Annotated in this window: 19 protein-coding genes; 12 read left to right on the top strand and 7 right to left on the bottom strand. The window is 41.1% G+C overall.

Translation table 11 applies throughout. The features are described 5' to 3' along the window. Nucleotides 1-3: 3 nt before the first annotated feature. The 4 genes from RHS_RS07610 to RHS_RS07590 all read left to right on the top strand — a co-directional run bounded on the left by RHS_RS07610 (nt 4) and on the right by RHS_RS07590 (nt 5,041). On the top strand, nt 4-960 hold the full coding sequence (locus RHS_RS07610; RefSeq protein WP_047832815.1) for a GNAT family N-acetyltransferase: 957 nt from the start codon (nt 4-6) through the stop codon (nt 958-960). 217 nt (nt 961-1,177) lie between these two features. Continuing rightward, nucleotides 1,178-3,889: an NYN domain-containing protein gene (locus tag RHS_RS07605; RefSeq protein ID WP_047832814.1), complete on the top strand. Its 2,712-nt coding sequence runs from the start codon at nt 1,178-1,180 to the stop codon at nt 3,887-3,889. Between the two features lie 95 nt (nt 3,890-3,984). Continuing rightward, a complete protein-coding gene (locus RHS_RS30485; RefSeq protein ID WP_395021714.1) occupies nt 3,985-4,596 on the top strand; it encodes a helix-turn-helix domain-containing protein in 612 nt (203 codons plus the stop codon). Next, nucleotides 4,574-5,041 (top strand): hypothetical protein, encoded by a 468-nt coding sequence (locus tag RHS_RS07590; RefSeq protein ID WP_047832813.1) that lies wholly within the window; start codon nt 4,574-4,576, stop codon nt 5,039-5,041. Before RHS_RS30485 ends, RHS_RS07590 begins: the two co-directional genes overlap by 23 nt. 103 nt (nt 5,042-5,144) lie before the next feature. On the opposite strand, the gene mgrA is transcribed toward RHS_RS07590, so the two are convergent. Then, entirely contained in the window at nt 5,145-6,146 is a 1,002-nt protein-coding gene (gene mgrA, locus RHS_RS07585; protein ID WP_274595943.1) for an L-glyceraldehyde 3-phosphate reductase, read from the bottom strand. A gap of 116 nt (nt 6,147-6,262) precedes the next feature. Here mgrA and RHS_RS07580 point away from each other — a divergent pair, with 116 nt between their 5' ends. The 3 genes from RHS_RS07580 (at nt 6,263) to RHS_RS07570 (ending at nt 8,424) form a co-directional block, all read left to right on the top strand. Beyond that, complete coding sequence (locus tag RHS_RS07580) at nt 6,263-7,105, top strand: AraC family transcriptional regulator (RefSeq protein WP_027296344.1); 843 nt, start codon at nt 6,263-6,265, stop codon at nt 7,103-7,105. A 159-nt stretch (nt 7,106-7,264) separates the two neighbouring features. Next, a complete protein-coding gene (locus RHS_RS07575) occupies nt 7,265-7,768 on the top strand; it encodes a transcription elongation factor GreA (RefSeq protein ID WP_027296345.1) in 504 nt (167 codons plus the stop codon). 14 nt (nt 7,769-7,782) lie between these two features. Beyond that, complete coding sequence (locus RHS_RS07570; RefSeq protein ID WP_044294976.1) at nt 7,783-8,424, top strand: DapH/DapD/GlmU-related protein; 642 nt, start codon at nt 7,783-7,785, stop codon at nt 8,422-8,424. Between the two features lie 186 nt (nt 8,425-8,610). On the opposite strand, the gene RHS_RS07565 is transcribed toward RHS_RS07570, so the two are convergent. Both RHS_RS07565 and RHS_RS07560 read right to left on the bottom strand, forming a co-directional pair. Continuing rightward, nucleotides 8,611-10,236, bottom strand: coding sequence for an AarF/ABC1/UbiB kinase family protein (locus RHS_RS07565; protein ID WP_081998842.1), 1,626 nt, complete (start codon nt 10,234-10,236; stop codon nt 8,611-8,613). Continuing rightward, entirely contained in the window at nt 10,226-10,681 is a 456-nt protein-coding gene (locus tag RHS_RS07560; RefSeq protein ID WP_044289706.1) for a phasin family protein, read from the bottom strand. The genes RHS_RS07565 and RHS_RS07560 overlap by 11 nt, the downstream gene beginning before the upstream one ends. A gap of 271 nt (nt 10,682-10,952) precedes the next feature. Here RHS_RS07560 and RHS_RS07555 point away from each other — a divergent pair, with 271 nt between their 5' ends. Then, nucleotides 10,953-13,325 carry a cation-translocating P-type ATPase gene (locus RHS_RS07555; protein WP_047832811.1) on the top strand — a complete coding sequence of 791 codons (2,373 nt, stop codon included), beginning with the start codon at nt 10,953-10,955 and terminating at the stop codon, nt 13,323-13,325. A gap of 262 nt (nt 13,326-13,587) precedes the next feature. On the opposite strand, the gene RHS_RS07550 is transcribed toward RHS_RS07555, so the two are convergent. After that, nucleotides 13,588-14,454: a LysR family transcriptional regulator gene (locus RHS_RS07550; RefSeq protein WP_047832810.1), complete on the bottom strand. Its 867-nt coding sequence runs from the start codon at nt 14,452-14,454 to the stop codon at nt 13,588-13,590. Between the two features lie 162 nt (nt 14,455-14,616). Between RHS_RS07550 and RHS_RS07545 the strand changes: the two genes are divergently transcribed. Next, nucleotides 14,617-15,297 carry a DUF1275 family protein gene (locus RHS_RS07545; RefSeq protein WP_047832809.1) on the top strand — a complete coding sequence of 227 codons (681 nt, stop codon included), beginning with the start codon at nt 14,617-14,619 and terminating at the stop codon, nt 15,295-15,297. A 75-nt stretch (nt 15,298-15,372) separates the two neighbouring features. On the opposite strand, the gene RHS_RS07540 is transcribed toward RHS_RS07545, so the two are convergent. Then, nucleotides 15,373-19,095, bottom strand: coding sequence for a leucine-rich repeat protein (locus RHS_RS07540; protein WP_395021710.1), 3,723 nt, complete (start codon nt 19,093-19,095; stop codon nt 15,373-15,375). A gap of 551 nt (nt 19,096-19,646) precedes the next feature. Between RHS_RS07540 and RHS_RS07535 the strand changes: the two genes are divergently transcribed. The 3 genes from RHS_RS07535 (at nt 19,647) to RHS_RS07525 (ending at nt 21,497) form a co-directional block, all read left to right on the top strand. After that, complete coding sequence (locus tag RHS_RS07535) at nt 19,647-20,120, top strand: pyridoxamine 5'-phosphate oxidase family protein (protein ID WP_047832808.1); 474 nt, start codon at nt 19,647-19,649, stop codon at nt 20,118-20,120. 6 nt (nt 20,121-20,126) lie between these two features. Next, nucleotides 20,127-20,945 carry a MerR family transcriptional regulator gene (locus RHS_RS07530; protein ID WP_047832807.1) on the top strand — a complete coding sequence of 273 codons (819 nt, stop codon included), beginning with the start codon at nt 20,127-20,129 and terminating at the stop codon, nt 20,943-20,945. Nucleotides 20,946-21,038: 93 nt separating this feature from the next. Beyond that, nucleotides 21,039-21,497 carry a hypothetical protein gene (locus RHS_RS07525; RefSeq protein WP_027296352.1) on the top strand — a complete coding sequence of 153 codons (459 nt, stop codon included), beginning with the start codon at nt 21,039-21,041 and terminating at the stop codon, nt 21,495-21,497. 122 nt (nt 21,498-21,619) lie between these two features. Here the strand turns inward: RHS_RS07525 and bcp are convergent, their stop codons facing one another. Further along, entirely contained in the window at nt 21,620-22,084 is a 465-nt protein-coding gene (bcp, locus tag RHS_RS07520; RefSeq protein WP_047832806.1) for a thioredoxin-dependent thiol peroxidase, read from the bottom strand. Between the two features lie 313 nt (nt 22,085-22,397). Then, nucleotides 22,398-25,001, bottom strand: coding sequence for a hypothetical protein (locus RHS_RS07515; protein ID WP_047832805.1), 2,604 nt, complete (start codon nt 24,999-25,001; stop codon nt 22,398-22,400). Nucleotides 25,002-25,065: the final 64 nt, after the last annotated feature.

The raw sequence follows: 25,065 nt of genomic DNA, 5'->3' as shown, positions 1-25,065 counted from the left end.
GAGGTGATAGAATTAAAAGATTTAGAGAATAGATATCTGAAAGGTGCGGTTGCACTTGCTGTAAATGAATATGAGCAGGAGCTCAGGAGTTGTAGATTATTAATACAGGATGATTTTAGGGATAAGCTTAGCCATACCATAGAAGTATTATTCCAAAACAGACTTGGAAAAGCCGCAATTCTGGACAATACTCTAATCGGCTATTTGGCCTTCACAGGCCCGATAGAAGGAGCTTTTGGAAATGTGAGAGGGGTATTTTCACCAATTGGAGGAAGTGCTTTTTCAGGAACGGACAGAGGCAGACTGGCATCTCTTTTATTTGCAGAGGCAGCAGAAGAGATCGTCAAAAACGGGATCTGTGGATTTGCTTTGAGCAGATATGCACACGATGACGAAGCCGGCAGAAGTCTTATTATGAATGGGTTTGGTATAAGATGTGCGGATGCAATGCTTAGGCTGTCTGACAGAAAAATTGTGGAAAAAGCAGATAGGGAATTAAAATGCAGAGAGCTAACAGGCAGAGAAAAACGATTAGCAGAGCCACTGAAAATGGGGCTGATACACCATCTTCGTAAAGCCCCCACGTTTTTTTGGAAAAGTACAGATGAAAATTCTGAATGGTTTTACGAAGATCATGTCAGAATCTTTGCTGCTGAAAAAGACCGGAAAATTATTGGTTATATGGCTCTGGACGATGTGGGGGAAACTTTTTTATCAGAACATCCGTCCATATCTAATATATGTGGTGCCTATGTGGAAAAAAATTATAGAAAGTATGGCGTGGCACAACAGTTATTGGAATATCTATGCCAGATATGTGAAAGTGAAGGTAAGACATATCTTGGCGTTGATTGTGAAACAATGAATCCGACAGCATTAAGGTTCTGGGGGAAATATTTTGAAAATTATACTTATAGTTATGCTAGAAGAATTGATGAACGTCTGTTGGTTATGAGGTAGACCTCAATAAAAGGTTACAGACATTTTGCAGGGAAATCGCTGCAGCAGATAAAGGCCTCTCCGAATAGCGGAGGGGCTTTAAACGGTTCTCAACATTTTATTTTACTTTATAATAGTCATCAGCGGACAGGAATGTTATAATATTTTTATTCGGTTTCATGTTAATTCCGGATATAACGAATGAAAATAAAGTAATATGATATAAGTGAGAATGCAAATGAAAAAATTAGTAATAGGAATTTTAGCCCATGTAGATGCAGGCAAGACAACGTTGTCTGAGAGTATGCTGTATCTGAGCGGCAGTATAAGGAAATTGGGAAGAGTAGACTATGGGAACGCATTTTTAGATACCTATGAACTGGAACGGGAAAGGGGGATTACCATTTTTTCCAAACAGGCAGTATTTACTTTGGGAGAAACACAGGTGACTCTTTTGGATACCCCCGGGCATGTGGATTTTTCAGCGGAAATGGAGCGTACGCTTCAGGTACTGGATTATGCAATCCTTGTTATAAATGGGGCTGATGGAGTTCAGGGGCATACCCAGACGTTATGGAGGCTGCTGGCACGCTATCAGATTCCTGTGGTTTTGTTTGTAAATAAAATGGACCAGAATGGAACGGATAAAGAAGCACTAATGGCAGAATTGAAAAAAAGGCTGGATGAAGGGTGTACCGATTTTGGAACAGAGCAGAACCGGGATGACTTTATGGAAAATCTTGCAATGTGCGACGAGACATCCCTGGAACGGTATCTGGAAACGGGATTGCTAGAGACGGAAGATATTATCAGATTGATAATGGCAAGAAAAGTGTTCCCCTGTTTCTTTGGATCTGCACTAAAACTTACCGGTGTTGAAGAATTTCTAAAAGGGATTGAAACATATATGAAACCTAAGGTATTTCCGGAAGAGTTTGGGGCAAAAGTTTATAAGATTGCGAGAGATGACCAGGGAAGCCGGCTGACATATATGAAAATTACGGGAGGAAGCCTGAAAGTGAAAACTCTTCTGTCTAATGGTTCGGGGAGTACTGCTGAAAGAGGAACCGGGGAAGAATCTGAATATTGGGAGGAAAAGGCAGATCAGATCCGTATTTATTCCGGGAGCAGATATGAGATGGTAAATGAGGCTAAGGCAGGAAGTGTGTGTGCAGTTACAGGCCTTAGTAAAACTTATCCCGGCGAAGGATTGGGGATAGAAGCAGCATCTGAGATCCCGGTTTTAGAACCGGTTCTGACCTATCAGATTCAGCTTCCGCCGGAGTGTGACGTACACCGTATGCTTTTGCAGCTGCGACAGATGGAAGAAGAAGATCCGCTGCTGCATATTGTATGGAATGAACAGCTAAATGAGATTCATGCCCAGCTGATGGGGGAAGTGCAGATCGAGATTTTAAAAAGACTGATTTTGGAACGGTTTGGCGTTGCGGTTGAATTTGGTACCGGAAATATTTTATATAAAGAGACCATACAGGAAGCGATAGAAGGGGTGGGGCATTTTGAACCCCTTCGCCACTATGCGGAAGTTCATTTACTGATGGAGCCTTTGGAGGCGGGAAGCGGTTTACAGTTTTCGTCTGCCTGCAGTGAAGATATATTGGATCGAAACTGGCAGAGATTGATTTTGACACATCTGGAGGAAAAGGAGCATTTAGGAGTACTGACAGGATCACCCATTACAGATATGAAGCTTACGGTAGTTACAGGACGGGCGCACCAAAAGCATACGGAAGGCGGAGATTTCAGACAGGCGACTTATCGGGCTGTCAGACAGGGGTTAAAGAAAGCAAAAAGTATTTTGCTGGAACCGTACTATGAATATCGTTTAGAAGTCCCGGCGGAAATGATTGGAAGGGCATTAGCGGATATGCAGAAAATGCACGGAACCTTTGGATCGCCTCTGATGGAAGGGGAAATGTCTGTTCTTTCGGGAACTGCGCCGGTAGTGACTATGAGGGATTATCAGACGGAGGTAATCGCATATACCAAAGGAAGAGGCAGGTTGTTCTGTACATTTAAAGGATATGCGCCCTGCCATAATGCAGATGAAGTAATAGAAACAATTGGGTATGATTCTGAACATGATCTGGATAATCCTACCGGGTCTGTTTTCTGCTCTCATGGGGCAGGCTTTGTGGTTAAGTGGGATCAGGTGCAGGAATATATGCATGTGGAAAGCGGATTATCCTTACCGGAGGTGGAGGTGAAAAGAGGTATTTCAGAAGCGCTATCCTCATCGTCTGTGCCGGGGGAGTCGGGGGGCTGGCAAAGTGAAAAAGAATTAGAGGAAATCTTTGTCAGGACATTTGGACCGATTAAACGGGAACGAAGTGATTCCTCGTTTCGCAGTACCTCTGTAAATAAAGACGAGACCAAAGTAAAGATCAGGCAGAAACCGGATATGCAGGATGAGTATCTGTTGGTGGATGGCTATAATATCATTTTTTCATGGGATGAACTCAAAGATCTGGCAGAAGTCAATATTGAGAGTGCCAGAAATAAACTGATGGATATACTATGCAATTATCAGGGATATAAAAAGTGTACTCTGATTCTGGTTTTTGATGCTTATAAGGTGGAAGGGAATATTGGAGAGGTGCTTTTGTACAACAATATTCATGTGGTTTATACGAAGGAAGCGGAGACGGCAGATCAGTACATTGAGAAAGTAGTGCATGAGATTGGAAGAAAATATCATGTGACAGTGGCTACTTCTGATCGCCTGGAACAGGTAATTATCATGGGACAAGGTGGAAATCTGCTCTCTGCAAGGGGGCTGAAAGAGGAAATTGAAATCGTGAATAATGAGATTCGAAATGAATGTCTGGCGAAACGGCAAAACAGCCGGAATTACCTGTTTAACCATATGTCGGATGAAATGGCTGATTATATGGAGGATGTGCGGCTGGGGAAGAAAGAGATAAAATAATTCCCTCGCTAAGTGAATTTACTATCTAAATAAGATCAATACAATTATTATTTTGTATGATACCATAAATTTATCAAATATAAGGGGGAAGTAGAATGAGAACGATAAATTTAAGGATATTAGATCTTAGAAAGAAACAGGGGCTGACACAACAGGATTTAGCCAGTGCTATAGGAGTGACTTTCCAGACAGTCAGCAAGTGGGAAAATGGCGTTACTATGCCCGATGTGGCTATGCTGCCCCTGTTAGCAGAGTATTTTCAGATTACTGTGGATGAGCTGCTTGGACTGCGTCCCCTGTCGGGAGAAGAATATATCTTGACGGAGACCGGCAAGAAGAATTATTGGGACAGTAAAAAAGAATATTTAATAAAATCCAGACGATCCATTTGGAATATGGATTATATGAAATTTTTGTTGAGAGATGTATTTTTAATTAAGGAACCGGTAAACATTTTGGATTGTGGATGTGGCTATGGAGCGCTGGGACTCTTATTATTACCATTACTCCCTGAGGGAAGTTCCTATACAGGGATTGATTTTAACCAGAAACTTTTGCAGGAAGGCAAAGAGTTATTTAAAAAGAAAGGACTGGAAGGGGTTAGTATTACGCCATACAGATCAGCCGGAAAGATTCTTGCAGAAAATGATATCATTTGCAAAAAAGAGTGGATGGATAATCTGTATGGAAGTAAACCGGAAATTTGAATGTAATGGACTTTACATTGAAGGAATGGATTATGGCGATCTTTGTGAGCATGAAGGATTAAAGAAAATCTGGAGAAGAGAATATGAAATACAGGGCAGAGATTATGCGATTGCAATGAAACTTCCCCATCTTATGAAAAAGAATGGACTTGTGGATATAGATGTCCGGATGAATGACAAGGTAACCTTTATCACGCCTAAAATGGATGAGTATGGGGCATTGCTGTCTGATTTGATGGAAATACATGGATGGGAAAAGAGAATAAGCAAGGAAGAGCAAAAAAATATCACGGCTTATTTTATGAACCATGGGATGGACAGAAAGGATGCGGAAAATTACATCGGATTACAAAATGAGATTGCTGATTATATGGATAAGCAGAAAATGGACATTTCCCTTACTTATATGAAAGGCTGTATGGTGGTGTCTGGGAGAAAAGAGTAAGTAAGTCCAATTGCACGGAAGCAGTGCAAAATCAGGTCAGAAATCCAATAAAGGTTTCTGACCTGATTTTTTACGTTAGGATCTTGACAAACCCTCACAATACTTATGAATGGCAGACGATACTATCTATTTGTTTCAGTTCTTCTTCTGTAAAAGAGGTGTTTTCAAGTGCCTTTATATTTTCCAGAATCTGCTCCGGCTTACTTGCACCGATGAGTACGGAGGTTACCTTTCCATCTCTTAAAATCCAGGCAAGGGCCATCTGGGTCAGCGATTGGCCTCTATTTGCAGCAAGTTCATTTAATTGCTGAACCTTATGAAGCATTTTGGCATTCAAGTCTTTTTCGTGTAAATAGGGGCTTTTGTGACCTCCTATACGGGAATCAGAAGGAATACCGTTTAAATATTTACCGGTTAGTATGCCCTGCTGAAGCGGGCTGAATGCGATGCAGCCTATACCGTGGTCGAATAAGAAGTCTTTTAATCCATCTTCTTCTATCCATCTGTTTAACATGGAATAGGAAGGCTGGTGGATGACAAATGGTGTTTTCAGTTCTTTTAAGATAGCATATGCTTTGCTGGCTTCTTCCTTTTTATAATTGGATATGCCAACATATAAGGCTTTACCCTGGCGCACAATCTGGTCAAGTGCCAGCATGGTTTCTTCCAGGGGGGTATCCGGGTCGGGTCTGTGGTGGTAAAAGATATCTACATAATCAAGTCCCATTTTCTTCAGGCTTTGATCCAGGCTTGCAGTGAGGTATTTACGGGAACCGCCGTTACCATATGGCCCCTTCCACATGTCGTATCCGGCTTTGGATGAAATGATCAGTTCATCCCGGTACTGCATCAGGTCAGATTTCAGGATTTGTCCCATATTGGTTTCTGCACTGCCATAGACCGGACCGTAATTATTGGCGAGGTCAAAATGAGTAATTCCGTTATCAAATGCGGTGAACAGAATTTTTTTCATATCCTCTAAGTTATTGACGGAACCAAAGTTGTGCCACATTCCCAGGGATAATGCCGGGAGATACAGGCCGCTGTTTCCGCATTTATGATATTGCATTTTATTGTCGTATCTTGTAGGATCAGCTGTGTACATAATTATTTCCTTTCTGGTTTTTTATACATTTTATATCAGAAAAGTAGTTTATACTATGGACTTTTCGGACTGGATATTTTATGATAGGTTTGTATTTTTAACATAAGGAGAACATTATGGAAAGTCCAAAAGTAGAAAATCAGATCATTTGGCCCCAGCATTGTTATGTGAATGGGAATTGGAAATGTTACAGTATGGAAAAGCATTCACATGGGGGCCTGGAAATAAATTATATCTTAGAAGGTGCCTGCACTTATATCGTCGGTGAAAAAGAATACAGATTAAAAAAGAAAAATATGATCATTATAGAAGGAGAATATCCACATCAAAAAGTCTTTGACCGAAATGTACCCTGCACAGTTATGGGAGGGGAGTTCCGGTTAAAAGAAATGAACATACCCATGCTTTCTTTTGCCGCCCTGGCAGAGCATGACAGGCAGCTGGGAGAATTTCTGCGTCAGTTGAACGGATGCAGCGTGATTGAAGATGCACATCTGCTGCTCGGGGATTTCGGAAGGCTGCACAGTGAATGCCAGGATAAAAACCGGGAAATATATATTGCTACGCTGACGAATAAATTCTTAATGGATACAGCAGATGCTTATTACAGTAAAAATCCTTCCGTTAAGGCATATATAGTCCAGATAAAGGAGTATATCAGAAATTATTTCTGCAAGCTCTCAAATATACAGGAAATAGCAGAACAGGTTCACTTAAATTCCACTTACATGGAACGGATTTTCAAACGGGAAGCCGGATGTACAATTTGGCAGTATGTAATGGAATGCCGAATGAAAGCTGCAAAAGATCTGTTAGAAAACTCCCGGATTCCCATTGGTGAGATTGATCTTCTGATCGGGATGAATTCCAGGCAGACCTTTTATATTCAGTTCAAAAGGCATTACGGTGTCTCGCCGGCGGAGTATCGTAAATTATGCCATAAAGATAAGGGTAAATAATGAAAAATAAACCGAATTAAATCGGGAAGTTCCGCAAAAAAATGCAATGACAAACAGAGCAGGATAGTATATAATTGGCATCATTAACAGAAAAAACTGGAACAAACCAAAAACCAACAAGTAACTAATAAGGAATCAATCTGGAAGAAAGGAGCCAAAATGCGGGAAAAGCTGACGAAAAGCGATGTAAAGAAGATAGAAGAAGAAATCGAGCACAGAAAACTGGTTGTGCGCAAAGAAGCACTGGAAGCAGTGAAGGAAGCCAGAGCACATGGAGATCTGAGTGAAAATTTTGAATACCATGCGGCTAAAAAGGACAAGAACAAAAATGAAAGCAGAATCCGTTATCTGGAGAGGATGCTGAAAACAGCAGAGATTATTACCGATGATTCCAGGGAAGATGAAGTGGGATTAAATAATACAGTAGAAGTTTATTTTGAAGAAGACGAAGTTTCTGAAAAATTCAGGCTGGTTACATCCATCAGAGGAAATTCCATGAAAGGATTAATCAGTACGGAATCTCCCATTGGAAAAGCAATTATGGGACACAAGGTAAATGACCGTATTTTTATCAGGGTAAATGACAATTATGGATATTATATTGTGATTCGGTCGATTGAAAAGACCTTGGAAGATGAGGCAGATCAAATCAGAAGTTTTTAAATATGGAGGCAGAGATGACATTAAAAGAACGCATGGAAAAAGGATTTTTATACTACGAAGAAGGAAATGAAAGTGAAGAGGATCAGAGATATGAGAAATTAATTGAGAAACAGAGACAGGATTGCAAAGAATTGATTTTTGATTATAATGCAACCCGTCCCTCTGACCTGAAGGCAAAAAAAGAGATTTTGGGAAAACTTCTTGGAGAAATGGGAGAACACATCTGGATTGAAGCACCGGTATTTATGTCTTATGGATGTAATGTACATATTGGAGATTATTTCTATGCTAACTTTAATCTGACAATTGTGGATGATATTGATGTGTATATCGGAGATCATGTCATGATTGCACCGAATGTAACAATTTCCGCTACCGGTCATCCGGTAAATTATGAATTCCGCCGCCGGGGTACGCAGTTTTCCATTCCGGTTGTAATTGAAGATGATGTCTGGATCGGTTCGAATGTAGTGATTTTACCGGGAGTCCGAATCGGAAAGAATTCGGTTATTGGAGCAGGCAGTGTAGTTACCCACGATATACCTGCAGACGTAGTGGCGGTAGGAAATCCATGCAGGGTTATGCGTCAGATAACGGAGCGTGACAAGGAGTATTATACGAAGGATAGAAAGGTAGACGGGGAATTCCATATATAGGAATCGCCCAATTATCCAGAGCAGACTGCATACTACTGTGAACTGGCAGACAGATTGGGACTGATAAAAACCATGGGGAGTGATTTCCACGGGAAAACAAAACCATCTGTGCGTCTGGGGGCAGTTAATGGCGATAAGGAATAAAAAGAATAAGCTTTGATATCCGGTCATTACGGAAATCAAAGCTTATTTTTTTCGTCTGAAAATAATTTGAATCAGCAGGCAGATTATCAGAATCCCGGAAAGAGAAAACCCGGCAAAACTAATCCATGGCATATAGAAGATTTCCGGAGTTATATCGGTCATACAGATGAGGCTGGAGCCGATAAATAATGCAGCAGCCAGAATTCCCAGAACCAATCGGTCCGTCATACGGTGCATTCCATATAGGAATTCCCTGGAATCAGGTATCTCTAGATTTATTTTTGCCTGACCATTTTTCGTTATATTCAGGAGATCGGACAACTGAGCCGGAATATCCAGGAACTTATCAAAGGAAGTGTAGATAGATCGGCCTTTGTGCAAAATCTCTTTTTTCCAGTCCAATTCCTTTAGTAAGAGCGATGACATGTGGGCAGAGAGAATCTGCAGTATATTTACTTTGGGTGAGCAGATGCTGAGCGTGCCTTCCATTGTAATCATACTTCGCCCCAGCAGTGTAATATCCATATTAATGGCTATGTGGTGTTCCTTTACCATATCCAGGAGTTTTTCGATCAGTTCTCCCAGTTTCATATTGCCAAAATCCATGGAGACATATTTACTTACAATGTCATCAATATCCGTATACAGCCGGGCATGGTTAATTCGTTCTTTTGCTTCGCCTAAAGCCAGAAGTACATTTTTTAGCTCATAAATATCGTTTTTTAAGATAGAAAGTATGGCCCTTCTTAAGAGCTGTTTGTAAAATTCAGATAAATGACCGGTCATACCAAGATCCAGCCATGCAATCTGTCCGCCTGAGATGCGGATATTGCCGGGATGGGGGTCAGCATGGAAGAAACCGTCTTCCAGAATTTGTTTACAATAATTCTCCGCTGTCTTTTCTCCAATTTCCGTCATGTCATAGCCCTGTTTTTCCAGATCTGTAATATGATCAATGGGGATTCCTTCGATATAATTCATAACCAGCATGCGGGAAGTGGTGTATTCGTGCAGAACCTGAGGACAGGTGATGTAGACAATTTCTTCCTGGTTTTTATAAAATAAATCCAGGTTTCTGGCTTCCAGCAGGAAATTCATCTCTTCCTGTGCGGTTTTCCAGAGCTCATCCAGAACCGTTTTAAAATCAATTAAATTACCGGTTCCCATTGTTATTTTTAAAATACGGACTGCTTTCTTAAGAAGTTTTATGTCATTGGACATGGTTTCTTTAATTGCCGGTCGCTGTACTTTTATTACAACGTTTGTACCATCTGATAAAGACGCCATATGCACCTGGGCAATAGAAGCAGAGCCCAGAGGCAGCGGATCAATTTTTAAAAATATCTCACCCGATGGCCGTCCAAGCTCTTCTTCTATAACAGATTTTATGATATCAAAAGACAAGGGCTTCACCTGCGTACGAAGTCTTGAAAGTTCTTTGCAATATGCTTCCGACAGCATATCAGAGCGCATAGACATGATTTGTCCCAGCTTTACATAAGTAGGACCCAGATCTTCTAATATTTCCCGCAGCTTTACCGGCGATAAGCCACGGGTGATATGATGCTTTTTCAGTACGTCCAGGATGTCTTTCAGACGACCGCCGGGGAAATCTTCCTCCCTGGTATTCAGTGGGGGGATGTCCTGTTTCAAAGTATCATTGGTCATGATCCTTTTCTTCTCCGCTTATATCGTTTTGTGCTTCCGCCGATTTGCAGCAGCAATCTTCGGTTTCGTCAGAACTGCAGCAGCAATTCTCACTTTCATCAGAAGAGTTACAGCAGCAATCTTCCCCGTTTTCACAGGAGCAGTTTGGCTTTTCTTTCTCCATTGCAGCAATTTTTTCTTTTAATGCTTCCAGTTCCTCTTCGGTCATGTGATTTACTGCTTTCATGACATCTTTGTATTCCCTTACAATATTGACAGTTACATGGTCGTTCATTTTTTCTTTGGCATTCCGCTTTAACTCTTCATTTAATACCTTACCCTGTTCAACGGTAATCTCACCTTTTTTTACAAGGGTATCTATGATCTCCATGGTAGATTCCGCTGTGGTAGCAATTGCGCCAACGCCTGCCAGAAATATTTTCTTTAAACCTTCACCTAGTTCCATATAAGTCGTCCTTTCTATGTTTGCTGATGTACAGTTACTATTTTTATAGTATAACATATTATCAGACGATTTTTCGCTTTTAGGAAAATTTTATAAATTTATTAAGATTTTATACATAAGAACAAAATTATAATTTATCCATGAATTATTAAGAAATTGTTTAGCCTGACTTTACACAGACTTTACATAAAAAGGTTAGACTAAAATCTTAATATGACCTTTTACAGAAATGGCCGGACAGATATTCAACGGCTGATGAGAGGATGGTAAAATGAAAGCAGAGGTTGATTGTAAGTCGGGATTAAATAAAAATGAAATAGCAGACAGGATAAAAGAGGGGAAGCAGAATATTGTACAGAGCAATATTACAAAGACAAAAGGACAAATTATTAAGTCTAATGTCTTTACTCTGTTTAATCTGCTGAATGCGCTGATCGCAGTTGCCCTGGCAGTAGTGGGGGCCTGGTCCAATATGGTGTTTACCGGTATTATTCTTTTAAATATTATCATTGGGATTGCACAGGAATTAAAGGCGAAAAAACTGGTGGAAGAATTATCATTATTATCCATGCCCACAGTAACAGTAATCCGGGATAGTGAAGAGCAGACTATATCAGTGGAAGAGATTGTATTGGATGATATAATGCTTCTGGAAAGCGGAAGGCAGATCAGCTGCGATTCTATTGTGATGGAAGGAGAGCTGGAAGTAAATGAGTCACTTCTGACAGGAGAATCGGATTCTGTTATAAAAAGAGCCGGAGACATGCTGCTTTCCGGAAGCAGTGTAATCTGCGGGAAATGTTACGCGCAGGTAGAACATGTAGGGAACGAAAATTACGCGGCAAGGATTTCAGAAGAAGCAAAGAAAATGAGAAGCGTTAACTCAGAGTTAATGAATTCTATGAAAAAAGTTACGAAGGTTACAAGTTTCCTGATTATTCCGCTGGGCGTGATCCTTTTTGCGGAAGCATTTTTCTTAAGAGGGGATTCCACTTTCAGTGCGGTAGTATCCAGTGCGGCCGGATTACTTGGAATGCTGCCCAAAGGATTGGTTCTTCTGATCAGCATTTCACTGGCTGGCGGTGTGATAAAGCTGGCGAAACAAAAGGTTCTGATACAGGATCTGTATTCACTGGAATCCCTTGCCCATGTGGATATCCTTTGCCTGGATAAAACAGGGACGCTTACCGAGGGGAAAATGCAGGTGAGCAGGACTTATGATCTGGCGAAGGAAAGCGGCATCGAAGTGGATTTCCATAAAATGATGGGCAGTTTTTTACATTACAGTGATGACAATAATGCTACTTTCCAGGCTTTGAAGGAATACTACGAGGAGGAAGATTCTTATACAGTTATCGGTAAAATACCATTTTCCTCCCAGAGAAAGTGGAGTGCAGTTTCTTTTGAGGGGGGCGGAACATTTGTTGTCGGAGCGCCGGAACGTCTGTTAGATGGCAGGATACCGGGATTTCTTCAAAAAGAGATTGAAAATGGAAAGCGGGTTATTATTGCAGGCATCACCTGGGACCAGGTACAGCCGGACGAAACCCTTACAAGAGTCTGCCCGTTAATGGCTGTCGTTATCAATGATAAGGTGCGGGAAAATGCTTCGGAAACACTGCGGTATTTCAGGAAGGAAGGCGTGGAGATTAAGATCATTTCCGGTGATAATCCGGCAGCAGTATCTTCAATTGGTAAAGAGGCAGGGCTGGCTAATTACCGGGCGTATATTGATATGAGCACCATAGCGGAAGATGCAGATCTCACCCGGATTACTTCAAAATACACCGTATTCGGACGAACTACTCCATTACAGAAAAAACAGCTTCTGCAGGCAATGAAAGAACAGGGGCATTCGGTAGCAATGACAGGGGATGGGGTGAACGATCTGCTGGCACTGAAAGAAGCGGACTGCAGTATTGCCGTTGCCGAAGGAAGTGATGCGGCTAAGCAGGTTGCTCAGGTAGTATTGCTGGATTCTGACTTTTCTTCCCTGCCGGATGTGCTTTTGGAAGGCCGGAGAGTAGTAAATAATGTAACCAGAGTAGCAGGGGTATTTTTTGTAAAAACCATATACTCTGTGTTATTAACGGTGATCTGTATCTTGTTAAATATGCCGTTTCCATTTATTCCGATACAAATTACACTGATAGATGCTGCGATTGAAGCTTATCCGGCATTCTTAACTGCGTTTGAACCCAATGGAAATAAAGTGGGAGAAAAATTTCTTCCGGCAGCGTTTCGAAGAGCTGTGCCGAATGCCGTCGCCATTATATTTGGTATCATGTCTGTCTATCTGGCAGCCCCGCTGCTTGGAATCGGTGCAGGGCAAATGAATACGGCAGCGTATCTTCTGGTAGGTATTGTGAGTATTGCCGCAGTGATCAGATCCAGTGCTCCATTTACAAAACTGAGAGTTTTTGTATGCAGTACGATGACGTTTGGATTCATTGCAGCGATTACATTGTTTCATTCATTGCTCAAAATCGAAGGACTTAGCTTTGAAGCGGTACTGGTACTGGGATTTGCTTCTGTAGGGGCTCTGTTGCTGGAACGAATCGTGTCTATGATTATTCACATAAGCCAGGGGAAAAATTCAGCAGGTTCTATTTCCGGGAGAAAACAATCAGTTGGTGAAAATTAAAATAAGAGAAAAAACGCGCTGTGGTCCTGGCGCGTTTTTTGTGATTGAGTTAGAGAGTTTGGCGATACGCGGGCATTCGCTGCGAAATCCTGATGCATTTCACAGCTCACTGCCCACTCCCATCTTTCCGTTGCTCCATCTCCATCTACAAAGCGTCCCCTTACTCAGCTAAACCCAAATATAATGTTTTGCAACTTATATATCTATTCTGTTTATGCTAACTAAAATCTTGAGTTGTTCGCGGCATATGTGCAATGCAGTACTAATTTAAATCCCTGATATATTGAATCAGATATTGATAAAAATCAGAAATTGGCTTTTTATTCATTACAAGCTGTTCGTATGTGATGATTATGTCCCGGCGGCATACCGGACTGTCAATGGGAAGGAGGACTACCTGGGGGAGATCAGGCAGAGGACCCCAGGAATATTTAGGCCAGAAGCCAATTCCAAGACCGGCAGCAATCAGGTTACGGACAGCCTCGGGACTGTCGCTTTCGAATGCAATGCGCGGGGTAAAACCTGCCGCCAGACAGAACTGGTCGCAGATTGTACGGATGGGTTTGGAACCGGAGAAGCTAATATAGCCTTCGTTCCGGGTTTCTTCCAGAGAAATGGACTGGCGTAAGGAGTAGGGCGAATTTGCGGGAACAGCCAGAAAAAAGTCTTCCTGGAGCAAGAGCAGGCTTTTGCTGTCCAGTACATTTCCGGGAATAGCAGAAGAAATACTCAGATCATAGACCGTATCATTTTGATCCTGGGACAGCTGGAATATGATATCCGGATGCAGAGATTTATAAGAAATGATACAGCTGGTAACCAGTGCGGTAGCAGTAAGGAGGTTTAAGCGGATTGTCCGGCTGGCATTCTCGTTCACTGCCTGTAATTCTGCCGGGAGATGATCCAGAGCGGACATAATGGGAAGGAGGCGCTCTTCCAGCCGCTTACCCATGTCATTTAAGGCGATGCCTCTGTTCTTGCGGTCAAACAGTAAAACGCCAAGTTCTGATTCCAGCCGGTGGATGGACTGGGAGAGAGCAGGCTGTGCAATGTGCAGGACTTTTGCAGCCTGGGTAATGTGTTCGTATTTAGCAGCAGCCAAAAAATATTTTAGTTGTAGAAGTTCCATGGTATTTTATCCTCTTATATTTTCATCTTTATATGTTGGGAAAATTTCAACATATAATATTTATATTATGTAAATATAATTATTATATATTGGATATGATGGAATGACAAGAATATAATAGTAAATTGAAAAGTAATGCAAGGCAGAGGAGTGCATATAATTATGAAGAAAAAAAGGCATGGACAAATGTCAGAGTCCATACCAGTGGGAATTATACTGGCGGTTGTGGGAGGTTACCTGGATGCCTATACTTATAATGCAAGAGGACATGTATTTGCAAATGCACAGACCGGAAACATGGTTCTTCTCGGACAGAATTTGTCTCAGGGTCAGTGGACGGAAGGAATTCAATACATCATACCCATACTGGCATTTGCAGTTGGGATTTATATTGTGGAAAAAATTAAAGAGAGGTTTCAGCGGAATACGCAAATCCACTGGCGGCAAATTATTGTACTATTGGAAATAATATTGCTTCTGGCAGTGGGATTTCTGCCTCAGTCACTGAACCTGCTGGCAAATGTCTGCGTCTCCTTTGTGTGTGCTATGCAGGTAGAAAGCTTTCGAAAGGTGAAGGGAAATTCTTATGCTACAACAATGTGTACCGGCAATCTGCGAAGTGCTACAGAATTGTTTTGTGCATATAGGCAGACTAAGAATCCGGAACTCAGAAAGCGCAGTCTGCAATACTATGGGATTATCCTGGTTTTTATTATGGGAGCTATTATGGGAGTTGTAATGACGCGGATATTTAAAGACAGAGCTGTATGGTTCTGCTGTGTCTTTTTAGCATTCGGTTTTCTGGTCATGTTTATAAAAGAAGATGCTGAGGGAGAGAATTAACGTTTGTTTCAGATGAATAAGAAAAGAAGAAGGAGCATTTTATCCGCAGGGGAAATGCTCCTTCTGTTATCTGATTTAATAGGATTTTACGGTCATGGTGCTTTTCAAGCCCTTTTTGCTAAAAAGTTTTTTATAGTATGCAGTCTTTGACTTTGGAACTTTAATTACGGCATTTGCAGGAATTCCGGATATTACTTTAAGGCCTGCTTTCCTCAGGTTCTTGGATTTTATTGTAATTGTCTTTAATTTTTTATCTCCATAGAAGGCATATCTGCCAATTGATTTTGTGGAAGACGGCAGTGTAATAGATGTCAGTGATTTACACTTCATAAATGCTTTGTCACCTATGGAAGAAACTCGGGAGGTGCCCATAGTTACTTTTTTGAGAGCCGTACAGTTGTAAAATGCATGATTACCAATTGCTGTTATGTTTTTGCCAATGGTAACTTTTTGCAGTTTTTTATTTCCCTTAAATGCAGCATTGTCAATGGCAGTCACTTTCAGCGTAGTATTCAGAAACTTTACGGTGGATGGGATCGTTATGGATTTCAGGCAAACGCCCTTTTTCACACCAGTTAATTTTACTTTAGATGAAGAGGTTACTTTATAGTTTAGCTTTCCGTAGGTAAAGGTGTTGCCCGCTGCCGGCTTTTTCAAGGCCAGAGAGGATACTGCGTTTGTCAAAGCTTTCATTGCGTTGTCAACTTCACTCTGCGCAGCATTTTCTTTTGTTGAGACTGATCTGGCAGCTGCCAGGGCGTTTTGCAGTGATTTCCAGGAGGAATCGGTATAATTGCCCTGCTTTATACCTGCGGCAGATGTTATTTTCTGATTCAGTACGGTTTTGTCAGCTAATCTAACCAGCCCCTGGAAAGCTGCATTTAATTTTGCCAGGGCGCTGTCAACGCTATTTTGAGCGGCATCTTCATTGGCGGCAGTTAATTTTGCTTCTTTTAGTGCTGCTTCGAATACCGTCCAGCTGGCTTTTGTGTAACCCGAAGACTGTAATTTCGACAGGGCTGTAATCCGATTATTCAGATTTGTCATATCCGCACCAGGAACACCCTGTGTATTCGTAAGATCGGCATAGATTTCCCTGCCATCCTGTGTGCCAAGCATGATTTCACCTACTTTTACATTTTCGGTGGTTGGTCTGTCAAAGGTTATTTTTGCAAGTGCAGTGGGCTGGCTGTTATAGGATATCGTTAATTTCAACTGTCCGTTTTCGGTATCCTGGCGAAGAATGGTACCGCCTTTTGCATCAATTTTTGCAACTATTGCACCATCCAGATCTATCACGGCGTCAATCACGCGGGTCTGAGACTTCTGATTCTCTAATTTTAATATTCCGGACTTTCCAGCCCGTTCAAAGATAACTTTTTCGATATCGCGGTTTTTCTTTGCCATTTCCTCCTGCGTCAGGAAGGCACTGGTATCAAATACTTCCCCGGTCATGGTTTCGGGCTTATCAATGCGAAGTCCGTAGAGGGCAAGTGCTGCGATATCAGAATTGTCTCCACCATCCAGCTTTTTCCCGGAATCTATAGTTTGTCCTCCAAGGCCTATGAAAATATCCATGTTGGAAGGATCGGAGGAACCGTGATTGGTGCTGTTTCCGCCGTGGTCTGAATTAGCAATGATTAAGGTATCATCATAACTGCCTTTTTCTTTTAAAGCATCTGTCACAGCCTTGAAATAATCATCATAGAGCTTTAATTCGGACCAGTAGCGGTCGTTATAATATCCGGTACTGTGGCCGATGTGATCCATATAATCGCTTTGCATATAAACTAATGCAGTATTGTTATAAGCATCACTTCTGATATAGCTGGCAACATCATAGAAGCTTTCCTGAGAAGCGGAGGATTTACCGAATACTGCTGCATCTGCTTCAATAATACCATTTAAAATAGGGTTCCATTCGGAAAATGCTGCCATAGGCCTTTCCGGTGCGGCGGCTGTAACGGCTTTAAACATTGAGGGGTAGAGCGGAGTCTCTTTCCCGAAGTCGGCATAGTATTCCTGACCTGCGCTTGTGTTGGTAAGCTGGTATTCTGGAATTACATCACCCCATGGAATGCCATGAATCATAGAGCTGTAATTTTGCCCGGATATGGAAGGTGTGACCGCCTGAGCAGTGTAGCTTGTAGCAAATTCTTTATTAAACAGATCCATTGCATATTCATTGGTACGTTTTGCCATAATGGCAGGATCGTTTGTTTTTGTGGGAAGTATGGAATTGGAAGTGGTATAGTAGATTGCATCGGGATTCCATACCTGTCCGCCTCCGTCTGTGGTCAGAACAACTGCATGTTTATATGGATAAATAGCAGCAGCATCGGCAACAGCTTCCTTTTGTGCCAAAGGCGCCAGTGCAACATCTCCTGCACCGATAACGCCATCACCGTTAAAATCAAGGGCATTTTTAGCGTAAACTGTAATCGTTTGTACTGCTTCCTGAGGATTCATGGCATCGGTTACATCTTTGTCATTTACATATGCATGGAAGTTTTCTACAGAAACAGTTGTGTCGGTTGTGTCTGATACGGTATTTGTTTTGAAATTCAGCTTTCCTAAACGAGTGGTGCCGTATTGCCGGAAATCATCTGTAGAAAGCGCTGCAGTTGAAGTGATTTTCAAACGGCCGGCATTACTGCTGTCTATGGTAACACCGCTCATTTTATGCTGAACATCTTCGTATGTTAAAACTGCCGGGTCGTAGACCAGGTCATAGGTTATTTTATTTACGGAACCGGACTCATCTGTGTTTGCATGGAGATTTACATTCATTTCAGAGTCTTCAGCAGCAGTGCCGGATGAAATGATTCCCAGGTTTACCTGCTTTGGTGTTGGCTCCTGGATATCAGCGTTTTCAAAAGCTTTTTCATCTAGAGCTTTTACCTGTTCCCCGGTCAAAGCGGTATCATACAGTCTGGCAAAGCTTACAGCGGCATTTGACAAATACTCGACACCGTTGTTAGGACTGCTGTCACCCCCGATAACAAAGTTTAAGGCAGTTGTATTTGCTGTAAATTTAACGGGACCTGCAGCAGCAATTTCGCCTTCCAGTTCTCCATTTACATATAATTTAACAGATTCTCCGTCAACCACACCAATTGCATGAACCCATTGACCCGCCTGGATAGAAGCAGTGGGCTGTCTGTATGAACCACCTACATGAGCAAAGAAAGTGAGCTTTCCACCGTCCAGTCCAAGACCGATTCCGCCGCTTTGCTGGTTTGAGAAAATGTCGTGTTCACCGGATGGAAGACTATTATATTTGAACATGCACTCTATTGAAACTGCATTTGTGATTTTTGCATATTTTGCTGAGTCAAAAGGATATATATATGCGGAACTGCCATCAAAGTCAGCAATTGGTTTATGTAATTCCGGACTTTCTGAAATAACAGGATTGCCGATGGTACGATAGGAATTGGCTGTTTCCGAATGGTCAGTTGCCATCTGATCCGAAAAATCTACGTTCATCACATTGGCAGCCGGCAGCTCCGTTTGATCGGACGAAGCGGCAGATGATTCAATGCCTTTTGCAGAAGAAGTTTCATCACTCTGGAAGAGTGCTTCGGGGGAGGTTGGTGTATCTGCCGGAATAATAGATTCGGATTCCGGTGATACGGTATTTTCTTCAATGGATGCTTCTGTGATTGCAGGTTGTGACTGGTAATCTTTCTGACCAGCCTGTACGGTTGTATCGGTCTCTGCTGCAAATGCCGCCATACCGGTATTGGGGGCAGCTAAGGATACTGCAAGCAAAAATGCAACTGCTTTTCTTTTCATAATGTTTCTCCTTTACATACTTAAATTGTTTGATTTGGACAGTGCCCATTATAACAATGGGGCTTTCGAATAACAATAAAATCCAATTCAAGTTTTTGTAAAGTAATTGTAAAAATACAAGTATAAATACTGAAAATTATTGTAGAAAAACTACAAAACAGGTATATTTATCAGAAAATTACCAATTCATTTTTCTGAATTATGCATACTGACAGGAACGGTATATTTATCGATGCTTTTATAGAGTGGTGTTTTATATAACTATAGTGGGGAATAATAGTTTGTAGAAAAATTACAAAATGAAGATACGAACGGAAACAATACAAACTTTTAAAGATAAAATTGTATTAAAATAAAAACAATCAACAGAACGCGAATAATTGCGTCATATTTTGACAAAACCCAACTTTTCATTATAGTAAGATTATAATTTTGTCGTCGTATCATATTATTCGATATTGATTAAAATTGAATTTCCAAGTACAATAAAAGAGAATCAGGGGTGAATAAAAAAGCAGTAAATGAGGCATAGGCCGGGAGGATAATTAATATTGAGAAGAAGTGACAGAGAAATTACAGACTTAAAGGAAATAATGGATGTAATACAGAAATGTGATACCTGCAGACTGGGATTACAGGATGAAAAAGTTCCGTATATTGTACCTCTTAATTTTGGAGTTCGTGAGGAAAACGGCAGAATTACGCTCTTTTTTCACAGCGCGCCGGAGGGAAAAAAGATTCGCCTGATGGAACAAAATGGTGCTGCCGGTTTTGAAATGGATACGGCGCATGAACTGATAGAAAGTGATACTGCATGTGGATATGGAATGAATTATAAGTGCGTTCTGGGAGTGGGAACCCTTTCATTTGTAGAGGATTATGAAGAGAAAAAAGAGGCACTTTCCATATTGATGAAACAGTATACAACGAATCGCGATCTGACTTTTTCGGAAAATATGATAAAAGCGGTAAAGGTAATAAGACTGGAAGTGGAGGAAATCAGCTGTAAATGCTGTAATCGGTAACAACATATGGAAAAAGAATATTATACGGTAGGTGAAGTATCTAAACTCTGCGATATACCTGTTCGGACACTGCATTATTACGATGAAATCGGCCTGTTAATACCGGCGAAAAAAGATGGGGATACAGGCTACCGCTACTATGCTAAATCCCAGTTGCTGCATGTAAATATAATTAAGCAGTTTAAGGTACAGGGATACAATATTAAAGAAATCAAAGAGCGATTGGCAAATCATACTGCCAGCGTTAGCAGGGAAGCCCTGCAGCAAAAACTGTCTGAAATAAAAGAAGACATTGAAGGTCTGATTCTTCTTGAAAAGAGATTGGAATATTACTTAAATGCATTAAATTACCAGGATCATCAGCCGCATATTCATGCAGATAAGTTACCTCCCATGAAGGTCCTTTTCATCAGAAATAAAGGGGCGGCTGACCCGGTTGGTTTCATGAAGCGCTTTGCAGGTCTGGAGGCGCTGATAAAGAAAGAAAAATGTAATGCAGTTGGGCCGGTGATGGCTGTCTATTATGATGACTACCATGTTTATGATCCGATGAATGCGGATATTGAAGTTTGTGTTTCGGTACAGGAGGCAGGGGAAGGATCTGATTATATTCGCGATTTTGGAAATGTGGAAGTTGTTTCCGCCATACATTACGGACCATACCGCAATGAGTACCAGACGTATGGACTTATGATGGAATGGATGGAAAAAGAAGGATTTGAAATGTGTGGAAATGCAATAGAAAAGTATCTCATCGATCCGGTTCTGACAGAGCATGAAGAAGAGTTTATAACAGAATTATTAATTCCGGTAAGAAAACGTTAAGAAAAAAGCTTGACCCTACAGTTACTGTAGGGTTTATTCTTTTTATGTGAAAGAAAATAGTGTTACATGAAAATAGAAAGGATATAGAAGAAAATGGTACATTTAGTTTATTGTGATGATAAAGCAAAGGTTTTGGAGAAAATTATGGAAGGAACTAAGCGTATGATTGTCCGGGGGGCAGCGGGAAGAAAGATTCCTCACAGCCGTGTATTTGAAGGGGAAACGCTGTATTTTATGAAAAAGGGAACAGGAAAGATAACTGCAAAAGCAGAAGTCGCACATGTGGATAATTATTTAAAGCTTTCGGAAGAGCAGATTATAAAAGTGCTTGCGGAAAATCAGGAAAAGTTAGACCTTACAGAGAAACAAAAAGAAAGATGGCATAAAAAGTGTCTCTGCCTGGTTGAATTTAAAAACGTTGAAGCAATCGAACCTATGGACTTTGACAGGCAGGGAAATATGGATGACTGGCTGATCATTCAGAAGATTGAGGATGTAGTAGTGGGAACAAGTATTCCTTATAATTATGATAATGCTAGGTTTAAATCATAGCAGACCATTCAAATCATAGCAGGTTTTATGTGAATTTTGCCAGAGTGTTTGTGTTTGAAAATTCATTCCCGCCACCTCATTCTCTATCCGGGATATCATTTGTTGATACAAAGATTGGAAATTTATGCCATTCCTTCCAGATATTCTAATATTTCACCAGCATTTGTGTCCGGTTTTGCCTTTTCAAAGACCTTTTCAATAATTCCGCTTTCGTCGATGATATAGGTGCTGCGTACTACACCCATGCCCAATTTTCCATATAATTTCTTTTCTTTCCAGACATCGTAAGCCTGTATGGCAACGAGATCCGGGTCGGATAATAAAATAAAAGGAAGATTAAATTTTTCGGCAAATTTGATATGGGACTTTTCACTGTCCTTGCTTACACCGATTACAACAACATCCTTTTCCTGGAAACCTTGATATGCACTGGCAAATGCACATGCCTGCTTGGTACATCCAGGTGTATTATCCCTTGGATAAAAGTAAAGGACTACTTTTTTTCCGGCGAAAGAGGAAAGGGTGATGGCATTGCCGTCTTTGTCATTTAAAGTAAAATCAGGTGCTTTTGTTCCTGCTGATAACATAATAAAACCTCCTTGTTTGTTCATCTGTGTTATTTTCGAGTATTGAGAATTACAACATTACTTATTATAATAATACTTATTCTAACATATTATGGACAATTTTTGTAATTAATATTTAGAGATGGGAATGCTTTAAAGAACTGGATGCAGAGGAGTAGACAATTTTTTTAATTATATTTTGAGATGCGCTGGCGTTATGATAAGGGAAACAGAGACTATGAATGGGACATTTTTGATTTTGGAATCTGGTGTGGTATGATGATAAAAATGGGTATTTCGTTATATTTATGTGAACGAAATACCCATTTTATATTTAGCTTTCTTTGTAAAAACGAATAAAAGCAATTCCGGATGGTAAAACAGGTACTTTGACAGATTTGTTATTTGCTGTCTCAAGAAATTTAGTCGGTTCCCCCTGGATATCACAACATGCAGCAGCTGTAATGGAGAGCCCTGGGAGTGTAATTGTACAATCGCATGGCATGTCGTTAAAATTTTTTATGGCTGCCAGAATATCAGTGGTTCCGCGTATCGGCTGCAGATAAATTGGATAAACGCAAGGGTTGTCACATGATAGATATTGTGTGATCTGGGTATTTTGGCAATGGATGGCGGAACCAGTCACACATGGTGAATTAGCAAGCATTCCAAGTTCATAGGCTCTTTCTGATGTAAAAGTTTCTAATGCAGTTAATTCGTAATGAAAATGAATTTTTCCGGTTTGTTGAATCGCAAAGTTTGTATCCCAGTAATTATTCATGGGCCAGGCAAGGAGAAGAGGATTTTTACTGCGTTTCATCTCTTTTTCTTCTCTGCCAAAATGGAAACCTCCAACCTGGATAAGAGGTGCATCAGGACATGCAAGTGTTACACCGCTGCCTTTTTCAAATACAGATACTGTTTTATCTACAGTAATCCAGTCTCTGCAGGCGCTGCCCAGAATATCGGTATCGAAATGTACAAATGTATCTGCTGTATCATAAACACAGTCCCAGTCTTTTGAAAGGTTCAACGGAAATGCAAAAAAGATCCCATGAGGTGTCCTTCCATTCTTGTTAGAAAAAACAGCATCCAATAAAATACGTGGATGATTTGCGGAAAAGGAAATTGTCTGATGGATATTATCTAATCCGCAGCCTTGAAGTTCATATGCCAACGTAACTTTGTCATCTTCGCATGTTATTTTGGTGTCAAAAAGAAAAGAAGTGCTTTCGTACAATGCCGGCCAGCCGGTTGCCCACTGGCTGATATTCCGGTTTCCCAGATCTACATCCCGAGGGAAAATGGTACTGCGTTCAGGATCAGCCTGAGCAGGATCGATTTGTTCTTTTATAATATCAAAAAAGACCCATCTGCTGGTTTCGTCAATCAGCTGCTGCTTATTACTGCGGTTTTCAATTTGTTTAATCCTTTTTGCTTCAGGATCAAGTGTAATTTTATAGAAGGGCGTTGTAATGATTGTATCTGTTATTGTAATTGTATCTGCTTTTCTGCTAAGAGCTGGTATGGATTTAAATGGTACTTTCATTGAAGAAAAGGGAGGTACAGTTACATTACCAAGATAAGTCTGGTCAGGATGATTCGTGTCATAGGGCAGATAGGACTTTGCCCTTACTGCGGATAAGGTCCTTCCCGGCTGTAAATAAGAGGAGGGAACATAGAGATCCTGGTCTACAGGGAATCCGGTTGGGTTTACTAGGAAGATCCCGTCCTGGCTATCGGATTGCGCCGGATTGCAGGCGGCAGCTTCCATTTGCTGTGACAAAAGGTAAGCAGAAGTATCTGCGCATCGATAGGCAAAATCTTTTTTATGAATCTCCTGGGCATAAGTTTCCTCTTGATCAAATTCAGTAACCGATGTACAGGATCCCCATGTATGTTCGTCGTATAATAAAGCATTTTCATAAGATTCTGCATGTACCTTTTGGTAATGAGCATCTGAGGAGGATGGGGAAACGCATTCCAGGAAATCTGCTTTACGCAGCAGCTGCTTGGCACGCCGGTTCAGCTTTGTCTCACGGGCGGTGCTTCCGCTTCCAAAGTTCCAGTAGTCATTCCAATCGCCACGGTGAACGGGGACATTTTGGATATGGCTGCCGTACAGACGCTGATATAGCATTTCTGGTGTAATAAAACGAATAGTCTGTTCATGACCTTCTCCGTTGTATCGGCGTATCAGGTCCGCCAGGTTATGATCGGGGCAGTTGTTGTCAAATAAGGGAGGGTTTGTGGCTGTTAATACAGCGAAATCATAATTCCAGCTGCCTGATTCTAAACGTGAGACGTAATCTGTGATGCCTTTATGCATCTTTTGTGTGTCGTTTTCTGCTGTAAAGAGAAACTGACTGAAAAGAGAATAATGTTCGCCTAAAAATGTGGGCAGCCGCCTTTTGTCCGGAGTTTCCCATTCGAACAGGTAAGGGCGTGGAAATGGTATTCCGCCCATATGAATGTTAATTCCAGTCATGTAAAATTCAATATGACTGTCTAACATAAAGGAGGAAAGTGTCCAGGGCTGTCCGTTAACATCGTGATTGATTGCGGTACTGACAGAGCTTCCCGTTAAAGTCCGTATCGTATTCAGGGTTGAAAGTGCCTGACTCAGCTGGAAGGAGGTACAGCCAGGAGTAGTGTGCATTGGAAGTGCGGTTATACTCATCTGCCCTCTGGCGACTAATTCACGGAAAAGGGCAATACGTTTTGGGGAAGCAGTTTCCAGCCATTTTAAAAGTGGATATGTAGCTTCGCATGTCCAGCAAAAGCGTGAAGAATCAGGATAGTCTTTTGTTATTTCGCATAGGTCGATTGCCTGTTCCAGGTAATCACATTGCAGTTCCAGCAGCATGTTTTGCGGATGCGTGTAGCCAATATCTAAGTGACTGTGATGCATACAGAGTATTTCTTTTATTTGAGACATATTTTCTCCATTCTATGTATAAATTATTTTTTATCACGATTCAGAGGGTATTTGTATATAGCAT

The sequence above is a fragment of the Robinsoniella sp. RHS genome, assembly GCF_001029355.1.
Classification (GTDB): Bacteria; Bacillota; Clostridia; order Lachnospirales; family Lachnospiraceae; genus Robinsoniella; species Robinsoniella peoriensis.
This window is presented reverse-complemented; position numbering and strand designations above follow the sequence as displayed.

Bases quoted from the DNA above. Each gene is read 5' to 3' on its own strand.
- RHS_RS07605 (WP_047832814.1), top strand. From the start codon at position 1,178: ATGAAAAAATTAGTAATAGGAATTTTAGCCCATGTAGATGCAGGCAAG.
- RHS_RS30485 (WP_395021714.1), top strand. From the start codon at position 3,985: ATGAGAACGATAAATTTAAGGATATTAGATCTTAGAAAGAAACAGGGG.
- RHS_RS07590 (WP_047832813.1), top strand. From the start codon at position 4,574: ATGGAAGTAAACCGGAAATTTGAATGTAATGGACTTTACATTGAAGGA.
- mgrA (WP_274595943.1), bottom strand. From the start codon at position 6,146: ATGTACACAGCTGATCCTACAAGATACGACAATAAAATGCAATATCAT.
- RHS_RS07580 (WP_027296344.1), top strand. From the start codon at position 6,263: ATGGAAAGTCCAAAAGTAGAAAATCAGATCATTTGGCCCCAGCATTGT.
- RHS_RS07575 (WP_027296345.1), top strand. From the start codon at position 7,265: ATGCGGGAAAAGCTGACGAAAAGCGATGTAAAGAAGATAGAAGAAGAA.
- RHS_RS07570 (WP_044294976.1), top strand. From the start codon at position 7,783: ATGACATTAAAAGAACGCATGGAAAAAGGATTTTTATACTACGAAGAA.
- RHS_RS07565 (WP_081998842.1), bottom strand. From the start codon at position 10,236: ATGACCAATGATACTTTGAAACAGGACATCCCCCCACTGAATACCAGG.
- RHS_RS07560 (WP_044289706.1), bottom strand. From the start codon at position 10,681: ATGGAACTAGGTGAAGGTTTAAAGAAAATATTTCTGGCAGGCGTTGGC.
- RHS_RS07555 (WP_047832811.1), top strand. From the start codon at position 10,953: ATGAAAGCAGAGGTTGATTGTAAGTCGGGATTAAATAAAAATGAAATA.
- RHS_RS07550 (WP_047832810.1), bottom strand. From the start codon at position 14,454: ATGGAACTTCTACAACTAAAATATTTTTTGGCTGCTGCTAAATACGAA.
- RHS_RS07545 (WP_047832809.1), top strand. From the start codon at position 14,617: ATGAAGAAAAAAAGGCATGGACAAATGTCAGAGTCCATACCAGTGGGA.
- RHS_RS07540 (WP_395021710.1), bottom strand. From the start codon at position 19,095: ATGAAAAGAAAAGCAGTTGCATTTTTGCTTGCAGTATCCTTAGCTGCC.
- RHS_RS07530 (WP_047832807.1), top strand. From the start codon at position 20,127: ATGGAAAAAGAATATTATACGGTAGGTGAAGTATCTAAACTCTGCGAT.
- RHS_RS07525 (WP_027296352.1), top strand. From the start codon at position 21,039: ATGGTACATTTAGTTTATTGTGATGATAAAGCAAAGGTTTTGGAGAAA.
- bcp (WP_047832806.1), bottom strand. From the start codon at position 22,084: ATGTTATCAGCAGGAACAAAAGCACCTGATTTTACTTTAAATGACAAA.
- RHS_RS07515 (WP_047832805.1), bottom strand. From the start codon at position 25,001: ATGTCTCAAATAAAAGAAATACTCTGTATGCATCACAGTCACTTAGAT.